Here is a 21,947-nt window from a genome sequence, read left to right on the forward strand (position 1 = left end):
TTTGAGCACGCCAATCAACTTTTCTAAAAGACTAAAATCATCGTTTTTTTGAATTTAAGATCCTGCGGGCGTTTCAGAAAGCTTGCTGAATGAGAGGTTGCGGGCCTGAGGCTGCAATCCAGAAATGAAGGCACCGCGCAGCGGCAAGATTTCCAGCCTGTCACAGAGGTAACTGAAACATGGCCAGCGGGCGAAGCGCGAAGTAAAAAAGCGAGGAGGAATCCAAAGGAGGAAAAGCACTTTCCTCCTTTGGGCGGTTTCGGCGCAGTGCGTCAGGTGAGCACTGCACATGAGAAACCGAAATCTTCCCGATCCGCTATCAGCACCTCACTGCAAGTGAGAAACCGAAGTTTTCCCACGTCTCCTCCGATGCAACAGCAAATACACCGCCGGTATTACCAGCATCGATAACAACGGCGCACTCAGCATCCCCCCAATCATCGGCGCAGCGATACGTTGCATGACCTCTGAACCGGTGCCGCCGCCCCACATGATGGGCAGTAATCCCGCCATAATCGTCGCAACTGTCATGGCTTTTGGCCGGACGCGCAGAACCGCGCCGTGGTGGATAGCGTCACAGAGTTCTTCCTCGGTCAGCGACTGGCCGGATTTTTGCTGGCGCTGCACGGCCTGATTCAGATACAGCACCATAATTACGCCGAACTCAGCGGCGACGCCGGCCAGCGCGATAAAGCCGACGGCGGCGGCGACGGAGAGATTGTAATTAAGCAGATACAGCAGCCAGATCCCGCCGGTCAGCGCAAACGGCAGCGTCGCCATGATCAGTGCCGCATCGCGCACGCTGCTGAAGGTGACATAGAGCAGGACAAAAATGATGAGAAGCGTGACCGGCAGGACGATTTTCAGCTTTGCCGTCGCACGTTCCAGATACTCAAATTGTCCCGACCAGCTGACGGTGACGCCTTCCGGTAATTTCACCTGCTGATTCACCGCCTGCTGCATATCTTCCACCGCAGATTTCAGGTCACGTCCGCGCAAATCGACATAAATCCAGTCTGACAAGCGCGCGTTTTCACTTTTCAGCATCGGCGGCCCGTCGGTGACATTGACCGAAGCCAGCGCTGACAGTGGCACCTGGGCGCCGGACGCGGTCAGCACCGGCAGATCACGCAGCGCCTGCACGTTGTCACGCAGTTCACGCGGATAACGCAGGTTGATCGGATACCGTTCGCGGCCTTCCAGCGTTTCACCGATATTTTCGCCCCCGACCAGCGTTGAAACCAGTGACTGCAATTCGGCAACCGTGACACCGTAACGCGCAGCTTCACGCCGGTTGATGTCGATGTCCACGTAGCGGCCGCCCTCGAGACGCTCGGCCAGCGCCGACGTCACGCCGGGAACCTGCTTCACGATATGCTCGATTTGCTGCGCCACCTGCTCAATTTGCGCGATATTATTACCGTTCACCTTAATCCCCACCGGGCTTTTAATGCCGGTCGCCAGCATGTCCAGCCGGTTGCGAATGGGTGGCACCCAGACGTTGGCAATGCCCGGTAATTTCACCGCGTTATCCAGCTCCGTCACCAGTTTGTCGGGCGTCATGCCGGGCCGCCACTGGTCGCGCGGTTTGAAGCGGATCGTGGTTTCAATCATGGTCAGCGGCGCGGGGTCGGTGGCGCTGTCGGCGCGTCCGGCCTTGCCAAACACGCTGGCGACTTCCGGCACGGTTTTGATCAGCCGGTCGGTTTGCTGTAATAATCTCGACGCTTCGCGGGCGGAAATCCCCGGCAGCGTGGACGGCATATACAGCAAATCGCCTTCGTCGAGCGGCGGCATAAATTCACTGCCCAGTTTTGACAGCGGATAAAGCGATACCAGCAAAAACAGGCCGCTGCATACCAGCGTGGTTTTCGGGCGTTTCAGCACCGCAGAAAGCACCGGCTGGTAAGCGCTGATGAGCCAGCGGTTGATCGGGCTGGCATTTTCATCCGGGATTTTGCCGCGAATAAAATAGCCCATCAGCACCGGTACCAGCGTGATCCCAAGGCCGGCGGAAACGGCCATGGCGTAGGTTTTGGTAAACGCCAGCGGCGAGAACATCCGGCCTTCCTGCGCTTCGAGCGAAAACACCGGAATAAACGACAGCGTGATGATCAGCAAACTGCAAAACAGCGCAGGCCCGACTTCGATGGCAGCCCGTTCAGAAACCTGCCAGTAATCCGCGGATGTCGGCTTCAGGCCGGGGTGATCATGCCGCCATTGTTCGAGCACTTTGTGCATGTTTTCAATCATTACGATTGCGGCGTCCACCATCGCACCGATGGCAATCGCAATGCCGCCGAGCGACATAATATTGGCGCTGACGCCCTGATAATGCATGACGATAAACGCGCCGAGAATGCCGAGAGGCAGCGTAATGATCGCCACCAGCGCCGAGCGGAAGTGGAACAGAAACAGTGCGCAGACCACCGCCACGACGATGAACTCTTCCACCAGTTTGTGCGACAGCGTTTCGACGGCGTGTTCGATCAGCGGCTGGCGGTCATACACCGGCACGATTTCCACACCGGCGGGCAGCGTGCGGGCCAGGGCGTTCAGGCGAACTTTTACCGCTTTCAGGGTTTCCAGCGCATTTTTGCCCGAGCGCATGACGATAACGCCGCCCGCCACTTCGCCTTCACCGTTGAGTTCCGCTACGCCGCGCCGCAGTTCCGGGCCGGTGCGCACGGTTGCGACGTCAGAAAGCAGCACAGGAATTCCGCTGTTAACGGCCACGACCACGTTGTTGAAATCGCCCAGACTTTTCAGGTAACCGGAGGTGCGCACCATATATTCGGCTTCGCCCATTTCCAGAAGCGATCCGCTGCTTTCCTGATTAGCGCTTTGCAGGGCGCTGACCAGTTGCTGATGCGTCACGCCGCGTGCGCGCATCCGCTGCGGGTCGGCGACCACCTGATACTGTCGCACCATGCCGCCGATGCTGGCAACTTCAGAAACGTTGGGCACCGTTTTGAGGTCGTAACGCAACGTCCAGTCCTGTAACGCCCGCAGCTGTTCCAGGCTGTGTTTCCCGGTTTTATCGACCAGCGCGTATTCATAAATCCAGCCGACGCCGGTAGCATCTGGCCCCAGCGATGCTTTTGCACCCGGTGGCAGCGAGGACTGCACCTGGCTGAGGTATTCCAGTACGCGGGAGCGCGCCCAGTATGGCTCAGTGCCGTCATCAAACAGCACATAAACGTAGGCATCGCCGAACATCGAAAAGCCGCGCACGGTTTTCGCGCCGGGCACCGACAGCAAAGTGGTGGTCAGCGGATACGTCACCTGATCTTCAATGATTTGCGGCGCTTTGCCCGGATAACTGACGCGCACGATCACCTGTACGTCGGAGAGATCCGGCAGGGCGTCGAGCGGGGCTTTTTGTAAAGACCAGATGCCCCAGCCCGCCATCATCAGGGCGGCGAGCAGCACCAGAAGCCGGTTGCGCAGCGACCAGCGGATCACGGTGGCAATCATAAATGGCTCCCGTGCTGATGCGCGTCTGGCGTGGTTTCAGCACCGGCAGCGGCGGGGAGCGCGCTGCGCAGGCTGGCTTCTGAATCAATCAGGAACTGGCCGGAGGTCACGACAGATTGGCCTTCGCTGAGGCCGGAAAGGATTTGCGTCCAGCCGTCGCGCGTTGCCCCTGCGGTGACCGTCTGCGGCGTGAAATGCCCGTTGCCGTCGTCGAGCAACACGGTATTGCGGGTGCCGGTCTGAATCAGCGCTTCCTGCGGGATTGCCAGCACCGGCGTTTGTGCCGGTGCATCCAGCGTCAGGGTGAGATACATGCCGGGGCGCAGCTTTTGCTGCGGATTATCAATCACCACGCGGGCTTTCAGCGTGCGGTTGACGGCGTCGGCATCGGGCAGTAATTCACTGACCACGCCGCGAAATACGTCGCCCGGCTGGCTGTCGCTGTTGCCGCTGACCCGGCTGCCGACCTGAACCTGCCCGGCGGCGGACGGCGGATAATCCATCACAATCCACACCTGTTTCAGGCTGGTCAGCTCAAACAACGGCTGCGCGGCGGCCACCTGCGCGCCTTCGCGCACACTCAGCTGGCTGAGATATCCGTCTTCCGGTGCCACGACGTCAATGCGCGTCTGTGGCTGGCCGGTTTTATCGATACGTCTGAGAATATCCTCCGGCATAAATTGCAGTGCCAGACGCTGGCGGGCGGCGGCGCTCAGGCTGCGGTCACCGAGCTGACGCACCGCCAGATATTCCTGCTGCGCGGCGGTCCAGTCGGGGATCCACAACGTCGCCAGTTTCTGACCTTTTTTCACCTGTTGCTGGCTGGCGGCAACGTAGAGTTTTTCCACCAGACCGCCTGCGCGGGCTGCCACCGTGCGCAGGCTGCGTTCGTCGGCTGTGACCGTGCCGTAAACATTCAGCGGGGAGGAAATGACGCGGCGCTCAACTTTCGCGCTGCGCATTCCGAGATTCTGCTGCTGACGGGCGCTGACCGTAACGCCGCCGTCGTCGGCCACTTCGTCGGCGTAACGGGGCATCAGATCCATATCCATAAACGGCGATTTGCCCGGTTTATCAAAACGCTGATCCGGCGTCATCGGGTCGTACCAGTACAACACTTTTCGTCCGGCAGGCGCAGTCGCCGTTTTTGATTCAGCAGGTGGATTATAACGTCCGGCCTGGTAACCCACGGCCAGCGCGGCCACGACGCAAAGCGCCAGCAGGCCGTAAGTTTTAACGGTAGTCATCAGTTTTTCTCCTGAGGTGCCAGATAGCGCAGGGCGACCCAATAGCGGGCGACGTCCAGTTCGGCATTCCGCTGGGTAATCTGGCTGTCGAGCAGGCTGCGGCGGGCTTCCAGTACGTCATTCAGGCTGCTTTTTCCGGCGCGGTATTGCGCCTGAATCACGCTGACGCGTTGTTGTTGCAGCGGAACAACATCATTTTTCTGCCGCTGCCACAGGGTATTGGCCGCCTGATATTGCGCGAGCAGCGTGGTCAGTTGCGTCTGATGCGTGCGGATGAGCTGCGCCAGCCGGTCATTACTTTCCATAGCCATCGACTGATCGGCGGCGTGATCTTTGTCCTGACGTGATGCGGTAAACAGCGGCAAATCAACGGTGACCATCACGCCCGCGAGGTCGTCATAATTGTCGGCGCGGCGACCGTAATAGACTTCAACGCCGATATCCGGCAGTGCGGCAATCGCTGATTCTGACGATTTTGCCTGCGCCACTTCCGCCTCGCGCCGCGCCTGGAGAATTTCAGGATGCTGGCTGATGCTGTCGGCCTGCGTGGCTTCGGCGGGCAGTTCGCTGACCGGCGGAATGGCACCGAGAATTTCGGGCTGATCGATGCCGGTCAGCTGGCTCAGCCGGGTGCGTGCCAGCTGCACGTCGCGTCCGGCTTCGGTGAGTTTATCCTGCATGCTGAGGAGCGTCAGACGTGCGTCGAGGACCGACGCAGGCAAGGCGCTGCCACTGCTGACGCCGCCGCGCTGCACGCCAATTTGCCGCTGACTTTCATCCACCAGCGCCTTCAGCTGCTTTACGGTTTCATTGCCAATGGCCAGTTCCATCCAGGCCTGCGCTGTATCGCGCTGTAGCTGAGCACGAATGCTCTGGCCGTTCGCCGCCGCCTGCCGGGATTCGGCGCGCAATGTACCGGCCTTACGCTCGCGCTTACTGCTGCTCACGTAATCCTGCATGATGCCAATCCGCTCCATGGTCATGCCTTCGCGGGTGAAACGCTGGTCGTTACTGCCGCCGACGGGCAGGTTTTCAATCCCGAATTTCAGCTTCGGATCCGGCAATTGCATGGCGGAATCCGCCCGGTTTTCCAGCGCGTTAATCTGATGGCGGCTGGCAGAAAGCTCAGCCGAATATCCCTGCGCGGCCACCAGCGCCTGCGGAAGAGAAACGGGTGTGGCAAAGGCGCTGACCGGCATAAAAGCCAGCAGCCAGTGCCACGTCAACCAAGGGTGACGCGGTAAATTCAACATGGTGTTTCTCCCGTTCAGCGTTTCAGCGGTGTCAGCGTTAGTAACTGATAAGCCGTGTCCGTTTTGACAAAGCTGAACGCCACCGGCGTACCGGCGGGCAGGGAGTTCGCGGCGATTTCCGGTGGTAACCGGAAATTCATGGTCATGGCGGGCCATTTAAGGGCAGGAATGGCGTGATGAGAAATTCCCACGCGGTCGGATTCCCATTGCGTGATCACACCTTCAGATTCATAGGTCTGAACGTTTTCCATCGCCATAGTGTGGCCATCCATTTGCATCGTTTCTGCAAAGGAATAAGCGGAAATAAAGAAAAGACTAAAGACAAAACTATTTAAAATTGTACGCATGGGAATAACTCCAATACTGTCATATCAGATAAAAGCCGTTATTACGGCAGATAAATAAGATTATTCAGATGCAAGGAGATGCATCCTCTGACAGCAGGGGCTATTCCCGGTATCGGCAGAACTGAACTTCAGCAGGGGGGGCTGTGACTTGTGGAGCTACCCAGTCGGCGGTGGTGACCGCCACGCTGGCATCGAGGGTAATGACGGCGAGTGCCGGGACAACCGGAAGCGCTAAAATGGGCACATTTCCGTTGTCTGTCTGGGTTCTTTCCGGTACGCAGTGCTTTTCACACAGCACTGACTGACTTTGCATATGCTCAGGTGAATCAGGCATTTGCATATATTCATTGTGCGACATCGTGGTGTTTTCTACCGGCGGGCGCATGTCGCACTGATGGCTGGCGAGGGCCAGCTGAGAATTCAACAGCAGCCAGCACAAGGCGAACAGCAACGCACTGATCCGCTTGCCGGGCAAGCGCAGTGAATGCATAAACTGTGAAATCGCGGAACGCACTGACATATTAAGGTTATTTCCGTAAAGGAAAGATGCGAAGGAGTATATAAGGAAATAACGCACAGAGGGAAGGGGAAATAGAATAAGTCTGCGGTAAATTTGTCAGGATAATTAAAGAGAGCGAATAACAGCGGCTTCTGTTATTCGCATGTTAATTAACGTGTGGCTTCAGGTGATAATATCAGAGCCAGCCCGATTTTTTGAGTTTCCAGTATAACCATGCACAACCGGCGATCGTGACACCCAGCGTGACCGGATATCCCCACCAGTCGTCCAGCTCCGGCATGTTTTTAAAGTTCATGCCGTACAGGCTGAATACCACGGTCGGGATCGCCAGAATTGCCCCCCAGCCCGCGAGACGTTGCACCACTTCATTCTGATGCACCGACACCAGCGCCAGATTCACGTGCATGGCGTTCGAGAGCATTTCGCGCATATCGTCAGTGGTACGGATCACCTGATTCGCGTGATCCTGCACGTCACGCACATAGGCACGCAGGCTTTTCGGCATCAGTTCTTCATAATGGTGGCTGAGCTGGTTACAGATATCCTCCATCGGCACGGCGGCGTTGCGCAGCGAGAGCAGATCGCGGCGCAGTTTATACACCTGCTGCACGGCTTGCTGGTTAAACGTGTTCTGGAACATCAGCTTTTCGATGGCGTCGAACTCTTCGGTGTAGCGGTGCAGAATTTCCAGATAGTTATCAACGATGGAATCGAGCACGCAATACAGCGCGTAAGCCGGTCCCTTGCTCATCATGTCCGGGCGTTCTTCGGCGTGTTTGCGGATTTGCTTGTAGCTTGACGACGCGCCGTGGCGGATGGTGATCAGGAAATTTTTGCCGAGAAACAGATGCGTTTCGCCGTACTCGATCGTTTCATTCACCTTTTGCGCGGTGTGCGTGACAATAAACAGCGACTCGCCGTACTGCTCGATTTTCGGCCGCTGATGGGCGGTCAGCGCATCTTCAATCGCCAGGTCATGCAGCCCGAATTCCTCCTGAATACTGCGCATGTACGCATCTTCCGGCTGCCACAAACCGAGCCACACAAAGGTGTCCGGCTCTTTCAGCACTTCGCTGATGTCTTCGACGGTGACATCCTGCAACCGCTTGCCGTCACGGTAGGCAACGCTGTTGATTACTGAATCGCAGCTGGGTTTTTTATCTTCGTTAGAAATGTCGTTCATTTTTTTACCCGATTGTTATTCAGACGAAAATCCCGCCCGCAGGCAGGATTGTTTTCAATGTCTGAACAGAATAGCGCAGTCTGATGGAAATGCGTTTATCGGGAATTCTGAAAAAGGTTTTTCAGCCATCGGTTGAGCGACTGAGCGTTTCCCACGCATCAATATCCGCATTCATCTGTAGCAGTTTTTCCCTCACATACGTGACAGCATCGCTGCCCAGCAGCAATGAGGCCGGTGGCGCAGGGCTGTCAATCAGCGACAAAATGGCCGCTGCGGCTTTCAGCGGATCGCCGGGCTGATGGCCGCTGCGTTTTTCACGTGTGTCGCGGATCGGGCCGAAAGTGTCGTCATAATCCGGAATGCTTCGAGGTGAACGCACCATTGAACGTCCCGCCCAGTCGGTACGAAAAGATCCCGGCTGAATGGCGGTGACGGCAATATTAAAAGGTTTCAGCTCTTTGGTCAGCGTCTCGGAAATCCCCTGTAATGCAAACTTACTGCCGCAGTAATAGCTGATCCCCGGCATCGTAATAAAGCCGCCCATGGACGTGATATTGAGAATATGGCCGCGGCGGCGGGCACGAAAGTAAGGCAGAAACGCTTTGATTACGGCCACCGCGCCAAACACGTTAACGTCAAACTGGTGTAACGCCTCGCTGAGCGGCGATTCTTCCATAATTCCTTCATGTCCGTATCCGGCATTATTGACGAGGATATCGACAGGGCCGGTTTCGCTTTCAATGGCCTCCGCCAGCGCCGAAATGCCGGCAAAATCAGTCACGTCGTGGATATGTCCAAAGCTTCGCCCAGGGGCAATCGCGTCGAATTCTTCTTTGGCCTGCTGGTTACGCAAAGTCCCAGCGACACGGTGACCGGCTTTCAGCGCTTCTTCTGCCAGCGCACGGCCAAAGCCGCTGCTGACGCCGGTAATAAAAAAGAGTTTTGAATGGCTCATAAAATGCTCCTCAGTAACGGGAAACCAGAGTAGGGCGCAGGGCGTTAAATCCGTAGCCCGGATCCTCTCGAATGTTTGCCTGATCCTATGAGACGTCTGGACGGGAATATCGCCCGCTGCCACACTGTTGTGACTTTTCTGTTCACCTCCGGGGGAAACATGACAATCCCATTATCCGCAACCACGAGTCAGATGGTTGCGCTTCTCGATAAGCTGACGCCGCGGGAGGGCTACAATCTCACGTCTCTGCCCGACGTGCGTTTTCTGCGTTCGAACCGCCCGCTGATGCGCACGCCGGTTTTATATGAGCCGGGAATTGTGATTGTGGTGCAGGGAAGAAAACGGGGATTTCTCGGGAATGATGTCTATTTGTATGATGCGCAGCATTATCTGATGGTTGCGGTGCCCGTGCCGTTTACCATGGAAACCGATGCCAGTGAAGATGAGCCGATGCTGGCGATTTACATGCGGCTCGATTTCAGCCTGGCGGCAGATATTTTGTTGCAGCTGGAAGCATATCCGTATCAGCCGGTGGAATTGCCAAAAAGTATGGTGTCCAGCCCGATGGATGAAGCTATGCGCGCGTCCGTATTGCGTTTTTTACAGATAATGGCGTGCCCGCAGGATGCAGAAATTCTGGGAAAAGCGATGCTGCGTGAACTGTATTATCGCGTGATGACCGGTGTGCAGGGCGGCGCGCTGCGCAGTGCGCTGAGGATGCAGGGGCAGTTCGGCAAAGTGATGAAGGCGCTGCGAAAGTTGCATACAGAATACGCTACGCATCTGGATGTGAATGCGCTGGCGAAAGAGGCGGGAATGAGCCTGCCGACTTTCCACAGTCATTTCAAAAGCATTACCGATACGTCGCCGATACAGTATCTGAAATCCACCCGTCTGCATCAGGCCAGATTACTGATGTTACGCAATAATCTGACGGCTTCAGCAGCGGGTGTGCAGGTGGGTTACGAAAGCGTTTCTCAGTTCAGCCGCGAATTTAAACGTTTATTCGGGCTGACGCCGGTAAACGAAGTTGAGCGAATGAGGCTGAATTTTTCTTTACCTGCCCCGGTCACGCCTTCGGATTTTATCTCGTCACATTAAACCGCCTTTACGGCGTTATCCCCGACGTCGTTTTGACTTTCACATCCGTCGCTGCCGCCGGACCAAACACGGTGTAGGTCGGTAAATCGACGTTCTGGTACGGCTCCCAGCCGCCGCCGAGGGCTTTGTACAGTGACACCAGATCGGTGCTGGTTTTCACTTTCGCTTCGGCGGATTGCTGATGCGCCTGCGCGAGCTGGCGCTGGGCGTCGAGCACGTTGATGAACGTGGAAAGTCCCTGACGGTAACTGTCGCTGGCGAGATCAAACGCCGTCTGTAACGCTTCGGTCGTCTGGTCTAATCCGTTCACCTGATCCTGATCCGTGCGGTAATTCACCAGCGCATTATCGACGTCCTGAAGCGCGGTCAGCACCGTCTGTCGATAGTTCAGCGCGGCATTGGCCTGCTGCGCACGGGAAAGATGCACGCTGGAAACCAGACGTCCGCCCTGGAAGATCGGCAGCGTGACCTGCGGGCCAAAGGAGTAGAAATGGCTGCTCCAGTTGTCGAGATAACTGACGTCAGTGTTACGCATCCCGAACTGACCGGTGAGGGAAATACTCGGGAACATCTGCGCGACGGAGACGCCGATATTGGCCGTCGCCGCGTGAAGATCGGCTTCGGCTTTACGCACGTCCGGGCGACGACGCGCCAGCTGCGACGGGACGCCAACCGGGACGGCGGCGGGCAGGGCAGGCATCGGTTTTGGTGCGGTCAGTTCGGCATCCAGCGACCCCGGCGTCTGGCCGAGCAGAACCGCCAGCCCGTTCATCGCCTGACGCTCCTGCGCCTGATACTGCGGCAACTGGGCGCGCAATGAACCCAGCTGTGCGCGGGCATTTTCGACATCCAGCTGTGGAGAAAGGCCGTTCTTCTGGCGGTTTTGCGTGAGATCCAGCGTCTGCTGCGCCACGTCGATTTGCGTCTGAATCGCCGCCGTCACGCTTTGCGCACCGCGGAGTTGCAGATACGTGCGGGCGACTTCGGCTTCCAGCGACACCAGCGCATCGTTACGCTGTTCGACGGAAGACTGCGTCTGCGCATTCGCGGCCTCAACCTGACGCCGCGTGCCGCCAAATAGATCCAGCTCCCAGCTGGCATCGAAACTTCCCTGATACAGATTGACCGGGCGTGTCGCCGTATCAATGGCGCTGGACGCTTCCGGGCTGAGATCGTTCAGCTGCTGTGAAGCCCCGCTGGAATCCAGAATGCCCTTCAGGCCAAGCTGCTGACGCGTGGCTTTCGCGCTGCCCTGAACCGACGGCAGCCAGGCGCCTTCAGCCTGTTTGACCTGTTCGCGGGCACCGGCAATGCGCAGCACCGCCTGTTGCAGGGAGATATTCCCGGCAATCGCACGGGTGATCAGGCTGTCGAGCTGCGGGTCGTTAAACGCTTTCCACCATAACGGATTCGGCTCTGACGGCAGGGCGATAGAGGCGCCGTCGGCGTCTTTCGGCTTCGTCATATCGTTATAAGCGCCCGGCGTGACCGGATTCGGTTTCTGGTAATCAGGGCCCACTGAGCAGCCCGCCAGCGCCAGCGTGAGAGCCGAAACGGTAAACAGCGTGGTCTTATTTAACTTCCGGGTCGTATTCAACTTAATGTGCTCCGGCATTACCTTCGCTCTTAACCGGCGAAAGCAGGAAACAAAATGGGATCAAAATAACAGCGACGATGGCGCAATAGCCGAACACATCGATGTAAGCCAGGATGCGCGATTGCGAGATCATTTCCTGATACATCTTCACGGTGGCGAGCTGCATCGGGTCGCCGGCGACGTGGGCGAAATCGCGGATCGCGGCGGCACTTTTGCTGACGGCCTGATTAAACTGTTCATTCAGCGGCGACATGTTGTGCACCATGTGTGCGCTGTGTGCCTGCGTTCGTTCGGTCACACCGGCCGTTGCCAGCGAAATCCCGATCGAGCCTGCGACGTTACGGAACATGGTAAACAGCGCGGCGGCGTCGGCGTTCATCCGCTGCGGAATAGTGATGAACGCGATGGTCGTCAGCGGCACAAACAGGAAGCCCAGCCCGATCGACTGCGCGCTGCGGTACATCACCAGCGTTGTGAAATCGACGTCCGGCGTCAGCGTGGCAGAATAGATAAACGACGCGGCGAGCAGGAAGAAGCCGAAAGCAATGATGTAACGCGTCTGCACAATCGGCATCAGTTTCAGCACCAGCGGGATCGACAACACAATCAGCACCGCGCCGGGCGACATCACCAGCCCGGAGAGCGTGGCGGTATAGCCTAACTGTTGTTGCGCCAGCTGCGGAATCACCACCGAACTGCCGTACAAAATCATCGCCATACCGGCCATCAGTAAACCGGCGACCGCGAAGTTTTTATCCTTCATACAGCGCAGATCGACCACCGGTTTTTTGGCATAAAGCAGCCAGTAAATCGCGCCGACAATGCCGGTGGCCGCCAGCACCGCAAAGGTGACGATGAAGCCGGATTTAAACCAGTCGTCGTCCTCACCGCGGTCCATCATGACCTGCAAACAGCCCAGCCCGAGCGCAATCAGCCCGATACCGATGTAATCAATACTGAGTTTGCCTTTGGCTTTACGCTCCCACGGCGGATCTTCCAGCAACTGATAAATCGCCAGCAGGGCGATAATCCCCACCGGAATGTTGATGAGAAACACCCAGCGCCAGCTGAAATTATCGGTGATGTAACCGCCGAGCGTCGGCCCGACAACCGGGGCCACGATGATGGCAATCGATGAAAGGCCAAACGCCTTGCCGCGATCTTCCGGCTTGAAATAATCCAGCAGCACCGATTGCTGGATCGGCTGTAAACCGCCGCCGAAGAACCCCTGCAACACGCGGAACAAAATCATCTGCCACAGCTCAGTGGCGATACCGCACAGGAAAGAGCAAACGGTAAACATCGCGATACAGATCAGAAAGTAGGTTTTGCGGCCCATCACGCGGCTGAGGAACGCGGAAATCGGCAACACAATGCCGTTGGCCACCAGATATGACGTTAAAACCCAGGTCGATTCGTCATAACTGGAGGACAGCGAACCGGCGACGTGCGGCAGCGCCACGTTAACGATGGTGGTGTCCAGGATTTCCATGAACACCGCAATGGTTACGACGGCGGCAACTGCCCACGGATTGGCCTTGGGTTTCCAGTAGCTGCGATCTTCATTCATTCGACGGTCACCGTCGGTTCAACAGACAGGCCGAGCGGCAGATGATGATTTTCATCCAGGCCGCTGTCGATGACGATTTTGACCGGAACGCGCTGCACAATTTTCACATAGTTACCGGTGGCATTTTCGGCCGGGAAGGCCGAGAAGCGTGAGCCGGTGCCTTGCTGAATACTGTCGACGTGACCATGAAGTTTGATATCCGGGAACGCATCAACGGTGATTTCAACTTTATTGCCCGGACGCATGCGCTCAAGCTGCGATTCTTTATAGTTGGCGGCGATCCAGATCTCTTTCGACACCACCGAGAACAGCGACGAACCGGCCTGCACCAGCGTACCGAGCTGCACATTACGTTTGGTGACGTAGCCGTCGAACGGTGCGCGAACCTGCGCATACGAGAGATTCAGTGTGGCGTTTTCGAGCTGCGCTTTGGCCTGTTCAACCTGTTGCTGACGGGCTTCAACGTTGGTTTCGGCCTGACGAATATTCAGCTGAACCTGCGCGGCGACCTGCACCTGCGCTTTGGCATTTTCCAGGTCTGCGGCGGCTGAACGCACCTGCGCGTTGGACGTATCGATATTCTGTTGCGTGGTCGCCCGCGGATCGACACCACGCTGACGACGGAAATCTGCCGTAGCGTTAAGTAAGTTGGCTTCCGCACGCGTCTGCTGAGCCTTTGCCTGCGCCAGCTGCGCCGGATACTGCACTTTCGCCAGATCATACTGAACCTGCGCCTGATGCAGTTGGGCAACCGCCAGCCCAAGCTGCGCCTGCGCGGCATCGCGCTGCGCGGTGGCATCACGGGGATCGATTTCGACCAGCAGATCGCCTTTATGTACAAACTGGTTATCTTTCACCGCCAGATTAGTGACATAACCGGCGATTTTCGGCGCGATGGTCACGGCGTCGCCTTCGGTAAAGGCATCGTCGGTGCTGATCTGATCTTTAGTCATCAGCCACCAGACCAGCGCCACGACCAGCATGACAACTACAACAATACCGAGAATAATCAGCGGCTTTTTGCCGGGGCCTTTGCGTTTCTCGTCCGGTTCTCCGGCGTCGTTATGGGAAGATTTATTGTCCTGTGTGTGGCCTTCTCCTGATTTCACCTGGCTGGAGTCGAGTTCTGACTGTTCGGAACGTGCGTCATCTGACGCGGAAGGTTTTGCATTGTTATCGTTTGTCATAGTGCTCTTCTGGTTATCGGCGACCGCGCGCCGGAACAAAGAAATCTTGTTTTAAGCTAGATTGTATTGATGTAAATGCAAGTAAATATAGGTCAATAAACCTTAGTCAGGGCACGAAGATCCAAACCATAGGGAAGGTCTTAAAAAATGAAAATGGGTTATAATGCCGGACTGGTATTTGTATTTATCAAATTTAGTTGATCCTCTGCTTCAGGAATTCCTGTGAATAATTCTCAAAAAAACCGGCTTGTCCGGAGCCATTCATGAGTCGCCCGGCCCCTTCCTATAAAGGGCTGACGCGTATCGCTTCTCTGGTTTCTGTCTGCGTGGCGCTGGTGCTGGTGTGCATCAAAGTCTGGGCGTGGGTGGCGACGGGCTCTATTGCTTTGCTGACGTCGGCAGCAGACGGGCTGGTCGATGTGCTGGCGTCCATGGTGACGCTGATTGGCGTGCGTTACGCGCTGCGTCCTGCCGACAAAGGGCACCGTTACGGGCACGGCAAAGCCGAAGCCGTCGCCGCTTTTGTTCAGGCGTTGTTGCTGGGTGCAGCCGGGCTGGTGCTCGGCGGGGAATCCATCGGACGCATTATTAACCCGGCGCCGCTGGCGCAACTCGGGCTGGGGATCTGGGTCATTATCATCAGCTGTGTGGCGGCGACCGGCCTGGTGCTGATGCAAACGTACGTGGTGAAGCGCACCGGTTCCACGGCGATTGCCGCTGATCGCGCGCATTACATCACCGACGTTGCGGTGAATATCGCCGTGCTGCTGGCGCTGATTTTCGAACGCTATTTTGGCTGGACGCGTTCTGACTCCATCGGCGCGTTGCTGATTTCTTTCTATATGATCTGGAATGCACGCGGCATGGCGGCGGATGCGCTGACGCAGTTGCTGGACCGGGAGCTGAGCGCCGATGACCGTAAACGCGTCAAAGAAGCTGTGCTGAGCGTGACCGGCGTGAAAGGCGTGCATGATATCCGCACCCGTAACGGCGGCGACCGCGTTTTTGTGGAGTTCCATGTGGAAGTTGACGGCAACCTGAGCGTGGATATCGGGCACGATATCGGCGACGCGGCCGAAATGGCGGTGGGCAAATTGTTCAAGTTTGCCGATGTGACGGCGCACCTTGAGCCGGACGGCATCGACGACGATCGTCTCGATAACCTGCTGCGCTGACTGGCTGTCGTTATCCGCTGTCGTTATCTGCAATAAAGAAAACCTCCGCCAAATTTGACGGAGGTTTTTTGTTTGGTGTTAATAAACGTCAATAAATCAGTGCGTGCGCATTCCCGCCGCGGCCATCAGCAATTTAAACACCGAGGCGACAACAAACAGCGCCAGTACGCTGCCCAGCCAGATAGTCGCCATCCAGCCGACGCGTTTCCAGAAAGGCTGACGGATAACGGTTTCATCATCCATTTCCCTGATGAGCTTCTTCATTTACTCCTCCGTATCTCAGTGATAGCCCTGTTCCGGCGTCACTTTCCCTCTGAACACGTAATAGCTCCAGAAGGTATAAACCAGAATAATTGGGATAATAAACAGCGCGCCGACCAGCATGAATCCCTGACTTTGCGGCGGAGCGGACGCCTCCCAGAGGGAGACGGACGGGGGAATAATGTTCGGCCAGATGCTGATCTCAAGGCCGGTATATCCGAGGAAAATCAGCGCCAGCGTCAGCAGGAACGGCGAGTGGTGTGCCTGACGGTTTACCGCGCGCAACATCCAGAACGCCACCACTAACACCAGCACCGGAACCGGCAGGAACCAGAACAGATTCGGCACACTGAACCAGCGCGTGGCGATGGCGGCGTGCGTCAGCGGCGTCCAGATGCTGATGATCACCAGCACGGTCAGAAAGGTGAAAAGCAGCGGTTTTGCGCAGCGGTGCATGCTTTCCTGCAGGCGGCCTTCGGTTTTCATAATCAGCCACGTACAGCCGAGCAGGGCGTAGGTCACGACCAGCCCGAAGCCGCAGAACAGATTGAACGGCGTCAGCCAGTCCAGCGCGCCACCAGCATAGGCACGGTTAGCCACCGGAATGCCGCCGACGACCGCGCCGAGCACCACGCCCTGGCAAAACGTTGCCAGCACTGAACCGGCGATAAACGATTTGTCCCAGACGTGGCGCTTTGCCGCACTGGCTTTGAAGCGAAATTCAAAGGCCACGCCGCGGAAAATCAGGCCGAACAGCATTAATGTGAGCGGAATAGTCAGCGCGTCGAGCACCACGGAATACGCCAGAGGAAACGCGCCAAACAGCGCCGCACCGCCGAGTACCAGCCAGGTTTCGTTACCGTCCCAGACAGGCGCCACGGTGTTCATCATCACATCGCGCTCATGCTCTGCTTTCACCAGCGGGAACAACAGGCCGATGCCCAGATCAAAGCCGTCCATCACCACGTACATCATCACGCCAAAGACGATGATCAAAAACCAAATCAGCGGAAGATCGATACCCATTTTCAGACTCCTTCGTCGTTCAGCGGTTCTTTAATAGCCGACAGCGGACGCGCCGGTGTGCGATGTTGCCCCAGTCCGCCGTGATCCTGACTCTGACCCTCATGCGGCTGCGGCCCTTTGCGGATAAGCTTCATCATGTAGAGATAACCGACGCCAAACACCGAGGAATAAATCACCACGAACAGCAGCAGGCTGATGCTCATCTGCATCTCGCCGTGGCTGGAAACGGCGTCTTTCGTGCGCAGCAGACCATAAACCACCCACGGCTGGCGGCCAATTTCAGTGGTAAACCAGCCCGCCAGCAGGGCAATCAGACCAGACGGCCCCATCAGTAATGCAAACCGCAAAAATGCTCTGTTTTCATAAAGATTACCGCGCCAGCGGAGCCAGAGGCTCCACAATCCCAGCACGATCATCAGCATGCCGAGCCCGGCCATAATGCGGAAACTGTAGAAAACGATGGTCGGGTCAGGCCGGTCTTCTTTCGGGAATGATTTCAGCGCCGGGATTTGCTGCGTCAGGCTGTGCGTGAGGATCAGGCTGCCGAGATAGGGGATTTCCAGCGAATAACGCGTTTCCTCGCGTTCCTTATCCGGATACCCAAACAGAATCAGCGGCGACGGCTCGCTGTTTTTATTCTCCCAGTGGCCTTCAATTGCCGCGATTTTCGCGGGCTGATATTTCAGCGTGTTCAGCCCGTGCGCGTCGCCAATCAGCGCCTGAACCGGAGAAACGATCAGCGCCATCCACATTGCCATCGACAGCATGGTGCGCATCGCCGGGGTATTGCGCCCTTTAAGCAGATGCCAGGCGGCAGACGCGCCGACGAAAAACGCCGATGACAGGAATGCGGCGGTGGTCATATGCAGCAAACGGTAGGGAAACGACGGGTTGAAAATGACTTTCAGCCAGTCCACCGGCACCACCTGATTGTTGACGATCTCAAAGCCCTGCGGCGTCTGCATCCAGCTGTTAGACGCGAGGATCCAGAACGTGGACATCAGCGTGCCGAGCGCGACCATACAGGTGGCGAAAAAGTGCAGACCGGGGCCGACACGGTTCCAGCCGAACAGCATCACGCCCAGAAAACCCGCTTCAAGGAAGAAGGCGGTCAATACTTCGTAAGTCAGCAGGGGGCCGGTAATGCTGCCTGCAAATGATGAGAAAAAGCTCCAGTTAGTCCCGAACTGATACGCCATCACCAGCCCGGAAACCACGCCCATGCCGAAATTCACGGCAAAGATTTTTGACCAGAAATGATAGAGGTCGCGATATTCCTCTTTTTTGGTTTTAAGCCACATCCCTTCAAGCACCGCCAGAAAACTGGCCAGCCCGATGGTGATGGCGGGGAAAATTATATGGAAAGAAACGGTGAAAGCGAACTGTATACGCGCCAGTTCGAAGGCATCTAAACCCAACATGAGAGGACCTATTTTTATAGCAGATGATGAAAGGGGATTTAACCATGAAGGGGAGTGGGTATAACAGGAACAGTATTATGATAATCAGGTATAACAGTTTCGACCTGGAGGTGGTTTTAATAGCAGTTCAAGACGATTTCAGTTTCTCACTTGCAGCGGGGGCTGTCGGCGGACTGAGAAAGTTTCGGTTATTTAAAACCAAGACCCGTTTGGGCGGCGAGCCCTTCAACTCTCTCAATCGCCCCCCTCACATCTGCGAAACAGACATCCCCCGGCATGTTCGCCATATCCGGCGTACTCAGACACCGGTCGATAATCACTGCCAGATCCTGCTCCGTCAGGCCCTGCGCGATATGTGAAAGCTGCGTCGGGATCGCGCTGGCACGCGCCAGGGCTAAGGCGGTTTGCAGCTCTTCATCGCTGCGGCCTTCGAGTGCCAGCAGGCACAGATTCCCGTAGCCTACCAGCAGACCGTGGGCGACGTGGCGGGTTTTAGCGCAGGCGGTGAAACCTTCGTATAACGCGTGGGATGCGCCGGTGTGTGCGCCGTTGCTCATAATGGACGTCAGTCCGGCGTAGAGGAAAATCGCATCGAGAACCTGTTCGAGCGCGTTGTTGGCTTTGCCGTCCTGCACCGCGAAGCAGGCGTCGGCGGCGAAGTGTTCGATGAGCGTATAGCAAAGTTCACTGTTGGTTCTCGCAACACCGGCAAGGCCGGTGAGCCGGGTCAGGTCACTGATGGCACGGTATTCGTACCATTTTGCCAGCGTGTCGCCGATACCGGCTGAAAGCCACGGCAGCGGAGAAGCTGCGAGCAAATCAGCGTCGATCACCGCTGCCGCCGGGCCGCAGGGAAGCGGAACCATGTCTCGGAACTCGCCGTCCTCATGATAACGAAACGCCAGCGAGGTGACGGCGGAGCAGGTGCCCGCGATGCTCGGCAACGTGACGACCGGAATATTGCAGGCGACGCCCGCCGCTTTGGCAGTATCCAGCGCCTTTCCGCCGCCGGTGGCGATAATCACTTCAACGCCCTGTGTGCGGAAAACGTCCGCCAGCCGGTTGATTTCCTGCTGGCAACATTCGCCGTTGAAGATTTCACTGCCGAGATAACTGACCATCTGTTGTTCGAGCTGATCGGCGACTTTGGCTTCCACGCTGGCAATTGCCCGTTTACCGCCGACCAATAACGTCCGCTGGCCGAGACGTCCGCACATTGCGCCTAAATGTTTAATCGCTCCGCGTCCGCGAAGCACGCTGGCAGGAAAAACCAAACGGTGGGTGAACATGGCTGCCCTCAGATAAACGCATAAAACGGGGTGTTTTATGAAGTATAGAAGGCGCGTGGTGAAGTGCCGGAATATCAGCGGCGGCGCTGGCGCACGGCGTCATGGGTTTTGCGTAAGGCGTCCCGCGCGCCGGGTAAACGCTGCGCGACGCCGATATACAGGCAATCGATAATCAGCAACTGGCTGGTGCGGCTCGCCATCGCGGCGGCGCGGAAACCCAGTTCGCGGCTGCTGGTGAGCAGCACAATGTCGGCTTTGCGCGCCAGCGGTGACCGGCCATTGGCGGTGATGGCGAGCGTTGCCGCACCGGCGTTTTTCGCATGCAGCAGGGCGTCCAGCACGCCCGCCGTTTCGCCGGAATGGGAAATCGCCAGCGCGACATCCGCCGCCGTTAACTGACAGGCGCTCACCAGGCTTTCATCGGTGCTGCCGAACGTCTGGGCGATAAGGCCGATGCGGCGCAGTTTCTGGCAAAAATCCTGTGCTACAAGCGAAGATGCGCCTGCGCCGTAGACGTCAATCCGCCGCGCCTGAGCCAGCGCCGCAACGGCTTCTTCCAGCGCTTCGCCTTTCAGCAACTGCGCCGTCGCCGTCGCGCCTTCCACCTCAAACGCCAGCAGCTTATGCAGGATTTGCTTCGGCGAATCGGTTTCATTAATGTCTGCCGCCAGTGGCGATTCAGCGTGTGGTAGCGCAAGGGGCAATTCTGCCGCCAGCGCCAGCCGCAGCGCGGGGTACCCCTCAAACCCTAATCGTTTGCTGGTTCGCACCACCGTGGCGGTACTGGTTTGCGCAAGCTGCGCCAGTGCCGTTACGCTCAATTTTGCGACATCCGGCGGGCTCAGCATAATGAGGGTGATGATCCGTTTTTCAGCCGGTGAAAAGCTGCCCTGCAAAGCCTGTAAACGCGATTGCAAATTCATCGGTTATTTTTCCAGTTCGCGAAGATGGTCGTCTTTGCGCAGCGTCATCAGCGCAAACAGGCTGACCACGCAGGTTGCCACCACGTAATACGCCGGAATATCCAGATTCCCGGTTTCTTTAATCAGGCCGGTGATGATAAGTCCGGCGCAGCCGGAGAACACGGCGTTCGACAGCGAATACGACAGCCCGAGGCCGGTATAGCGCACGCGGGTTGGGAACATTTCAGCCAGCATTGCCGGGCCGGGGCCTGCAATCATGCCGATGGTTGCACCGGCAATCAGCACGGCGACGCCTTTTGCCAGCAGGCTGCTTTCCGGGTTTTGCAGCAGATGCAGCAGCGGAAAGCTGAGAATAATCACCGCCAGCACGGCAATCATCATCACTTTTTTGCGGCCGATTTTGTCACTCAGCCAGCCCGATGGCAGGATCGCAATCGCGAAACCGACGTTCGCCAGCACGGTCGCGACCAGCGCCTGCAAAAACGTGGCGTGAAGCGAGGTTTGCAGATACGACGGCATCACCACCAGGAAGGTGTAACCGCCCGCCGACCAGCCCATCATGCGGCCAATCCCCAGCGCGATAGCTTTGGCGGTTGCCAGCGTTGAGGCTTTTTCTTCCTCCGTGCGCGGCGCGTTTTTTTCCGGTTTCTGGCTGGCAATAAAGGTCGGTGTTTCGTCAAGTTTAAGGCGCAGGTAAAGCGCCACCAGCCCCATCGGCAGGGCCAGCAGGAACGGAATGCGCCAGCCCCAGGCTTTCATTTCAGCATCCGGCAGCCACTGCACCAGAATGGCCACCAGCGCCACGCCGGTCAGCAGGCCGAGTGAAACGGTGAAAGACTGCCACGCGCCGTAAATTCCGCGTTTGCCTTTCGGGGCGAACTCTGTCATCAGCGAAACTGCGCCGCCAAATTCACCGCCTGCAAACAGGCCCTGGAACATGCGCATCAGCGTCAGTAACAGCGGCGCGGCGACGCCAATTTGTGCGTAAGTCGGCAGGATACCGATGATGGCGGTGGCGAGGGTCATCAGTAATACCACGGCAATCAGCGTGGGCTTACGGCCAATGCGGTCGCCGATGCGGCCAAAGATAATGGCGCCAATCGGGCGGCAGAAAAAGGCCAGTGCAAACGATGCGTACGTCAGAAGCAAACCGGTCATGCCGGTCTGGCCTTCGAGCGTGAAAAAGTTACCGGCGATCAGTGTCGCCAGATAACCGTAAACGCCAAATTCGTACCATTCGATAAAGTTGCCCACTGAACCGGCGACTAACGCGCGGCGTGACTGGCTGGCAGAGGCAGGGGAAAGCTGTCCGGTGCGGGTCATCATTAACCTCATAAAAGGAGAGAAACGGCGGGAATAGAATGTAAATAATTTTCTAAATTCAGGTGATTATTATGTCAATAATTTTCATGTTT

At 57.1% G+C, this 21,947-nt stretch carries 18 protein-coding genes; 2 read left to right on the forward strand and 16 right to left on the reverse strand.

What is annotated here, in order from left to right; all coding sequences use genetic code 11:
- Positions 1–327 precede the first annotated feature (327 nt).
- The 7 genes from J1782_RS24370 to J1782_RS24400 form a co-directional block, all read right to left on the reverse strand.
- On the reverse strand, positions 328–3,477 hold the full coding sequence (locus J1782_RS24370; protein WP_217154070.1) for an efflux RND transporter permease subunit: 3,150 nt from the start codon (positions 3,475–3,477) through the stop codon (positions 328–330).
- Positions 3,474–4,724 (reverse strand): efflux RND transporter periplasmic adaptor subunit, encoded by a 1,251-nt coding sequence (locus J1782_RS24375; protein ID WP_217154071.1) that lies wholly within the window; start codon positions 4,722–4,724, stop codon positions 3,474–3,476. Before J1782_RS24375 ends, J1782_RS24370 begins: the two co-directional genes overlap by 4 nt.
- On the reverse strand, positions 4,724–5,977 hold the full coding sequence (locus J1782_RS24380; RefSeq protein ID WP_217154072.1) for a TolC family protein: 1,254 nt from the start codon (positions 5,975–5,977) through the stop codon (positions 4,724–4,726). Before J1782_RS24380 ends, J1782_RS24375 begins: the two co-directional genes overlap by 1 nt.
- Before the next feature lie 14 nt (positions 5,978–5,991).
- Positions 5,992–6,249 (reverse strand): copper-binding protein, encoded by a 258-nt coding sequence (locus tag J1782_RS24385; protein ID WP_254303158.1) that lies wholly within the window; start codon positions 6,247–6,249, stop codon positions 5,992–5,994.
- A gap of 175 nt (positions 6,250–6,424) precedes the next feature.
- Entirely contained in the window at positions 6,425–6,844 is a 420-nt protein-coding gene (locus J1782_RS24390; RefSeq protein WP_165057292.1) for a hypothetical protein, read from the reverse strand.
- 175 nt (positions 6,845–7,019) lie between these two features.
- Complete coding sequence (gene corA, locus J1782_RS24395) at positions 7,020–8,027, reverse strand: magnesium/cobalt transporter CorA (protein WP_152326052.1); 1,008 nt, start codon at positions 8,025–8,027, stop codon at positions 7,020–7,022.
- Between the two features lie 121 nt (positions 8,028–8,148).
- Positions 8,149–8,982, reverse strand: a complete 834-nt coding sequence (locus J1782_RS24400) for an oxidoreductase (protein WP_208950821.1) — start codon at positions 8,980–8,982, stop codon at positions 8,149–8,151.
- Between the two features lie 159 nt (positions 8,983–9,141).
- Between J1782_RS24400 and J1782_RS24405 the strand changes: the two genes are divergently transcribed.
- A complete protein-coding gene (locus tag J1782_RS24405) occupies positions 9,142–10,083 on the forward strand; it encodes an AraC family transcriptional regulator (protein WP_254303159.1) in 942 nt (313 codons plus the stop codon).
- 7 nt (positions 10,084–10,090) lie between these two features.
- Here the strand turns inward: J1782_RS24405 and J1782_RS24410 are convergent, their stop codons facing one another.
- From J1782_RS24410 to J1782_RS24420, 3 genes are read right to left on the reverse strand one after another with little or no spacing between them, the layout of a single operon-like run.
- The gene (locus tag J1782_RS24410; protein WP_217154074.1) at positions 10,091–11,698 is read right to left on the reverse strand and encodes an efflux transporter outer membrane subunit; all 1,608 of its coding nucleotides are present in this window, start codon (positions 11,696–11,698) and stop codon (positions 10,091–10,093) included.
- A complete protein-coding gene (locus J1782_RS24415; protein WP_152326056.1) occupies positions 11,682–13,250 on the reverse strand; it encodes a DHA2 family efflux MFS transporter permease subunit in 1,569 nt (522 codons plus the stop codon). The genes J1782_RS24410 and J1782_RS24415 overlap by 17 nt, the downstream gene beginning before the upstream one ends.
- Positions 13,247–14,437, reverse strand: a complete 1,191-nt coding sequence (locus J1782_RS24420; protein ID WP_152326057.1) for an HlyD family secretion protein — start codon at positions 14,435–14,437, stop codon at positions 13,247–13,249. Before J1782_RS24420 ends, J1782_RS24415 begins: the two co-directional genes overlap by 4 nt.
- 263 nt (positions 14,438–14,700) lie before the next feature.
- On the opposite strand from J1782_RS24420, the gene J1782_RS24425 reads away from it, so the two are divergent.
- Entirely contained in the window at positions 14,701–15,612 is a 912-nt protein-coding gene (locus J1782_RS24425) for a cation diffusion facilitator family transporter (protein WP_152326058.1), read from the forward strand.
- 96 nt (positions 15,613–15,708) lie between these two features.
- Here J1782_RS24425 and J1782_RS24430 read toward each other — a convergent pair whose 3' ends face one another.
- From J1782_RS24430 to J1782_RS24455, 6 genes are all read right to left on the reverse strand, one after another.
- Positions 15,709–15,855 carry a DUF2474 domain-containing protein gene (locus tag J1782_RS24430; RefSeq protein ID WP_152326361.1) on the reverse strand — a complete coding sequence of 49 codons (147 nt, stop codon included), beginning with the start codon at positions 15,853–15,855 and terminating at the stop codon, positions 15,709–15,711.
- A 36-nt stretch (positions 15,856–15,891) separates the two neighbouring features.
- Positions 15,892–16,899 (reverse strand): cytochrome d ubiquinol oxidase subunit II, encoded by a 1,008-nt coding sequence (cydB, locus tag J1782_RS24435; protein ID WP_217154075.1) that lies wholly within the window; start codon positions 16,897–16,899, stop codon positions 15,892–15,894.
- A gap of 2 nt (positions 16,900–16,901) precedes the next feature.
- Positions 16,902–18,320, reverse strand: a complete 1,419-nt coding sequence (locus J1782_RS24440; protein WP_217154076.1) for a cytochrome ubiquinol oxidase subunit I — start codon at positions 18,318–18,320, stop codon at positions 16,902–16,904.
- Between the two features lie 188 nt (positions 18,321–18,508).
- The gene (locus J1782_RS24445; RefSeq protein WP_217154077.1) at positions 18,509–19,609 is read right to left on the reverse strand and encodes an iron-containing alcohol dehydrogenase family protein; all 1,101 of its coding nucleotides are present in this window, start codon (positions 19,607–19,609) and stop codon (positions 18,509–18,511) included.
- 74 nt (positions 19,610–19,683) lie between these two features.
- The gene (locus tag J1782_RS24450; RefSeq protein WP_217154078.1) at positions 19,684–20,532 is read right to left on the reverse strand and encodes a MurR/RpiR family transcriptional regulator; all 849 of its coding nucleotides are present in this window, start codon (positions 20,530–20,532) and stop codon (positions 19,684–19,686) included.
- A 3-nt stretch (positions 20,533–20,535) separates the two neighbouring features.
- Positions 20,536–21,855, reverse strand: coding sequence for an MFS transporter (locus J1782_RS24455; protein ID WP_217154189.1), 1,320 nt, complete (start codon positions 21,853–21,855; stop codon positions 20,536–20,538).
- Between the last annotated feature and the right edge of the window lie 92 nt (positions 21,856–21,947).

The sequence above is a fragment of the Rahnella sp. BCC 1045 genome (assembly GCF_019049615.1).
Classification (GTDB): Bacteria; Pseudomonadota; Gammaproteobacteria; order Enterobacterales; family Enterobacteriaceae; genus Rahnella; species Rahnella contaminans.

Coding starts and splice junctions, on each gene's coding strand:
- J1782_RS24370 (WP_217154070.1), bottom strand. CDS start 3,477: ATGATTGCCACCGTGATCCGCTGGTCGCTGCGCAACCGGCTTCTGGTG.
- J1782_RS24375 (WP_217154071.1), bottom strand. CDS start 4,724: ATGACTACCGTTAAAACTTACGGCCTGCTGGCGCTTTGCGTCGTGGCC.
- J1782_RS24380 (WP_217154072.1), bottom strand. CDS start 5,977: ATGTTGAATTTACCGCGTCACCCTTGGTTGACGTGGCACTGGCTGCTG.
- J1782_RS24385 (WP_254303158.1), bottom strand. CDS start 6,249: ATGGATGGCCACACTATGGCGATGGAAAACGTTCAGACCTATGAATCT.
- J1782_RS24390 (WP_165057292.1), bottom strand. CDS start 6,844: ATGTCAGTGCGTTCCGCGATTTCACAGTTTATGCATTCACTGCGCTTG.
- corA (WP_152326052.1), bottom strand. CDS start 8,027: ATGAACGACATTTCTAACGAAGATAAAAAACCCAGCTGCGATTCAGTA.
- J1782_RS24400 (WP_208950821.1), bottom strand. CDS start 8,982: ATGAGCCATTCAAAACTCTTTTTTATTACCGGCGTCAGCAGCGGCTTT.
- J1782_RS24405 (WP_254303159.1), top strand. CDS start 9,142: ATGACAATCCCATTATCCGCAACCACGAGTCAGATGGTTGCGCTTCTC.
- J1782_RS24410 (WP_217154074.1), bottom strand. CDS start 11,698: ATGCCGGAGCACATTAAGTTGAATACGACCCGGAAGTTAAATAAGACC.
- J1782_RS24415 (WP_152326056.1), bottom strand. CDS start 13,250: ATGAATGAAGATCGCAGCTACTGGAAACCCAAGGCCAATCCGTGGGCA.
- J1782_RS24420 (WP_152326057.1), bottom strand. CDS start 14,437: ATGACAAACGATAACAATGCAAAACCTTCCGCGTCAGATGACGCACGT.
- J1782_RS24425 (WP_152326058.1), top strand. CDS start 14,701: ATGAGTCGCCCGGCCCCTTCCTATAAAGGGCTGACGCGTATCGCTTCT.
- J1782_RS24430 (WP_152326361.1), bottom strand. CDS start 15,855: ATGGATGATGAAACCGTTATCCGTCAGCCTTTCTGGAAACGCGTCGGC.
- cydB (WP_217154075.1), bottom strand. CDS start 16,899: ATGGGTATCGATCTTCCGCTGATTTGGTTTTTGATCATCGTCTTTGGC.
- J1782_RS24440 (WP_217154076.1), bottom strand. CDS start 18,320: ATGTTGGGTTTAGATGCCTTCGAACTGGCGCGTATACAGTTCGCTTTC.
- J1782_RS24445 (WP_217154077.1), bottom strand. CDS start 19,609: ATGTTCACCCACCGTTTGGTTTTTCCTGCCAGCGTGCTTCGCGGACGC.
- J1782_RS24450 (WP_217154078.1), bottom strand. CDS start 20,532: ATGAATTTGCAATCGCGTTTACAGGCTTTGCAGGGCAGCTTTTCACCG.
- J1782_RS24455 (WP_217154189.1), bottom strand. CDS start 21,855: ATGACCCGCACCGGACAGCTTTCCCCTGCCTCTGCCAGCCAGTCACGC.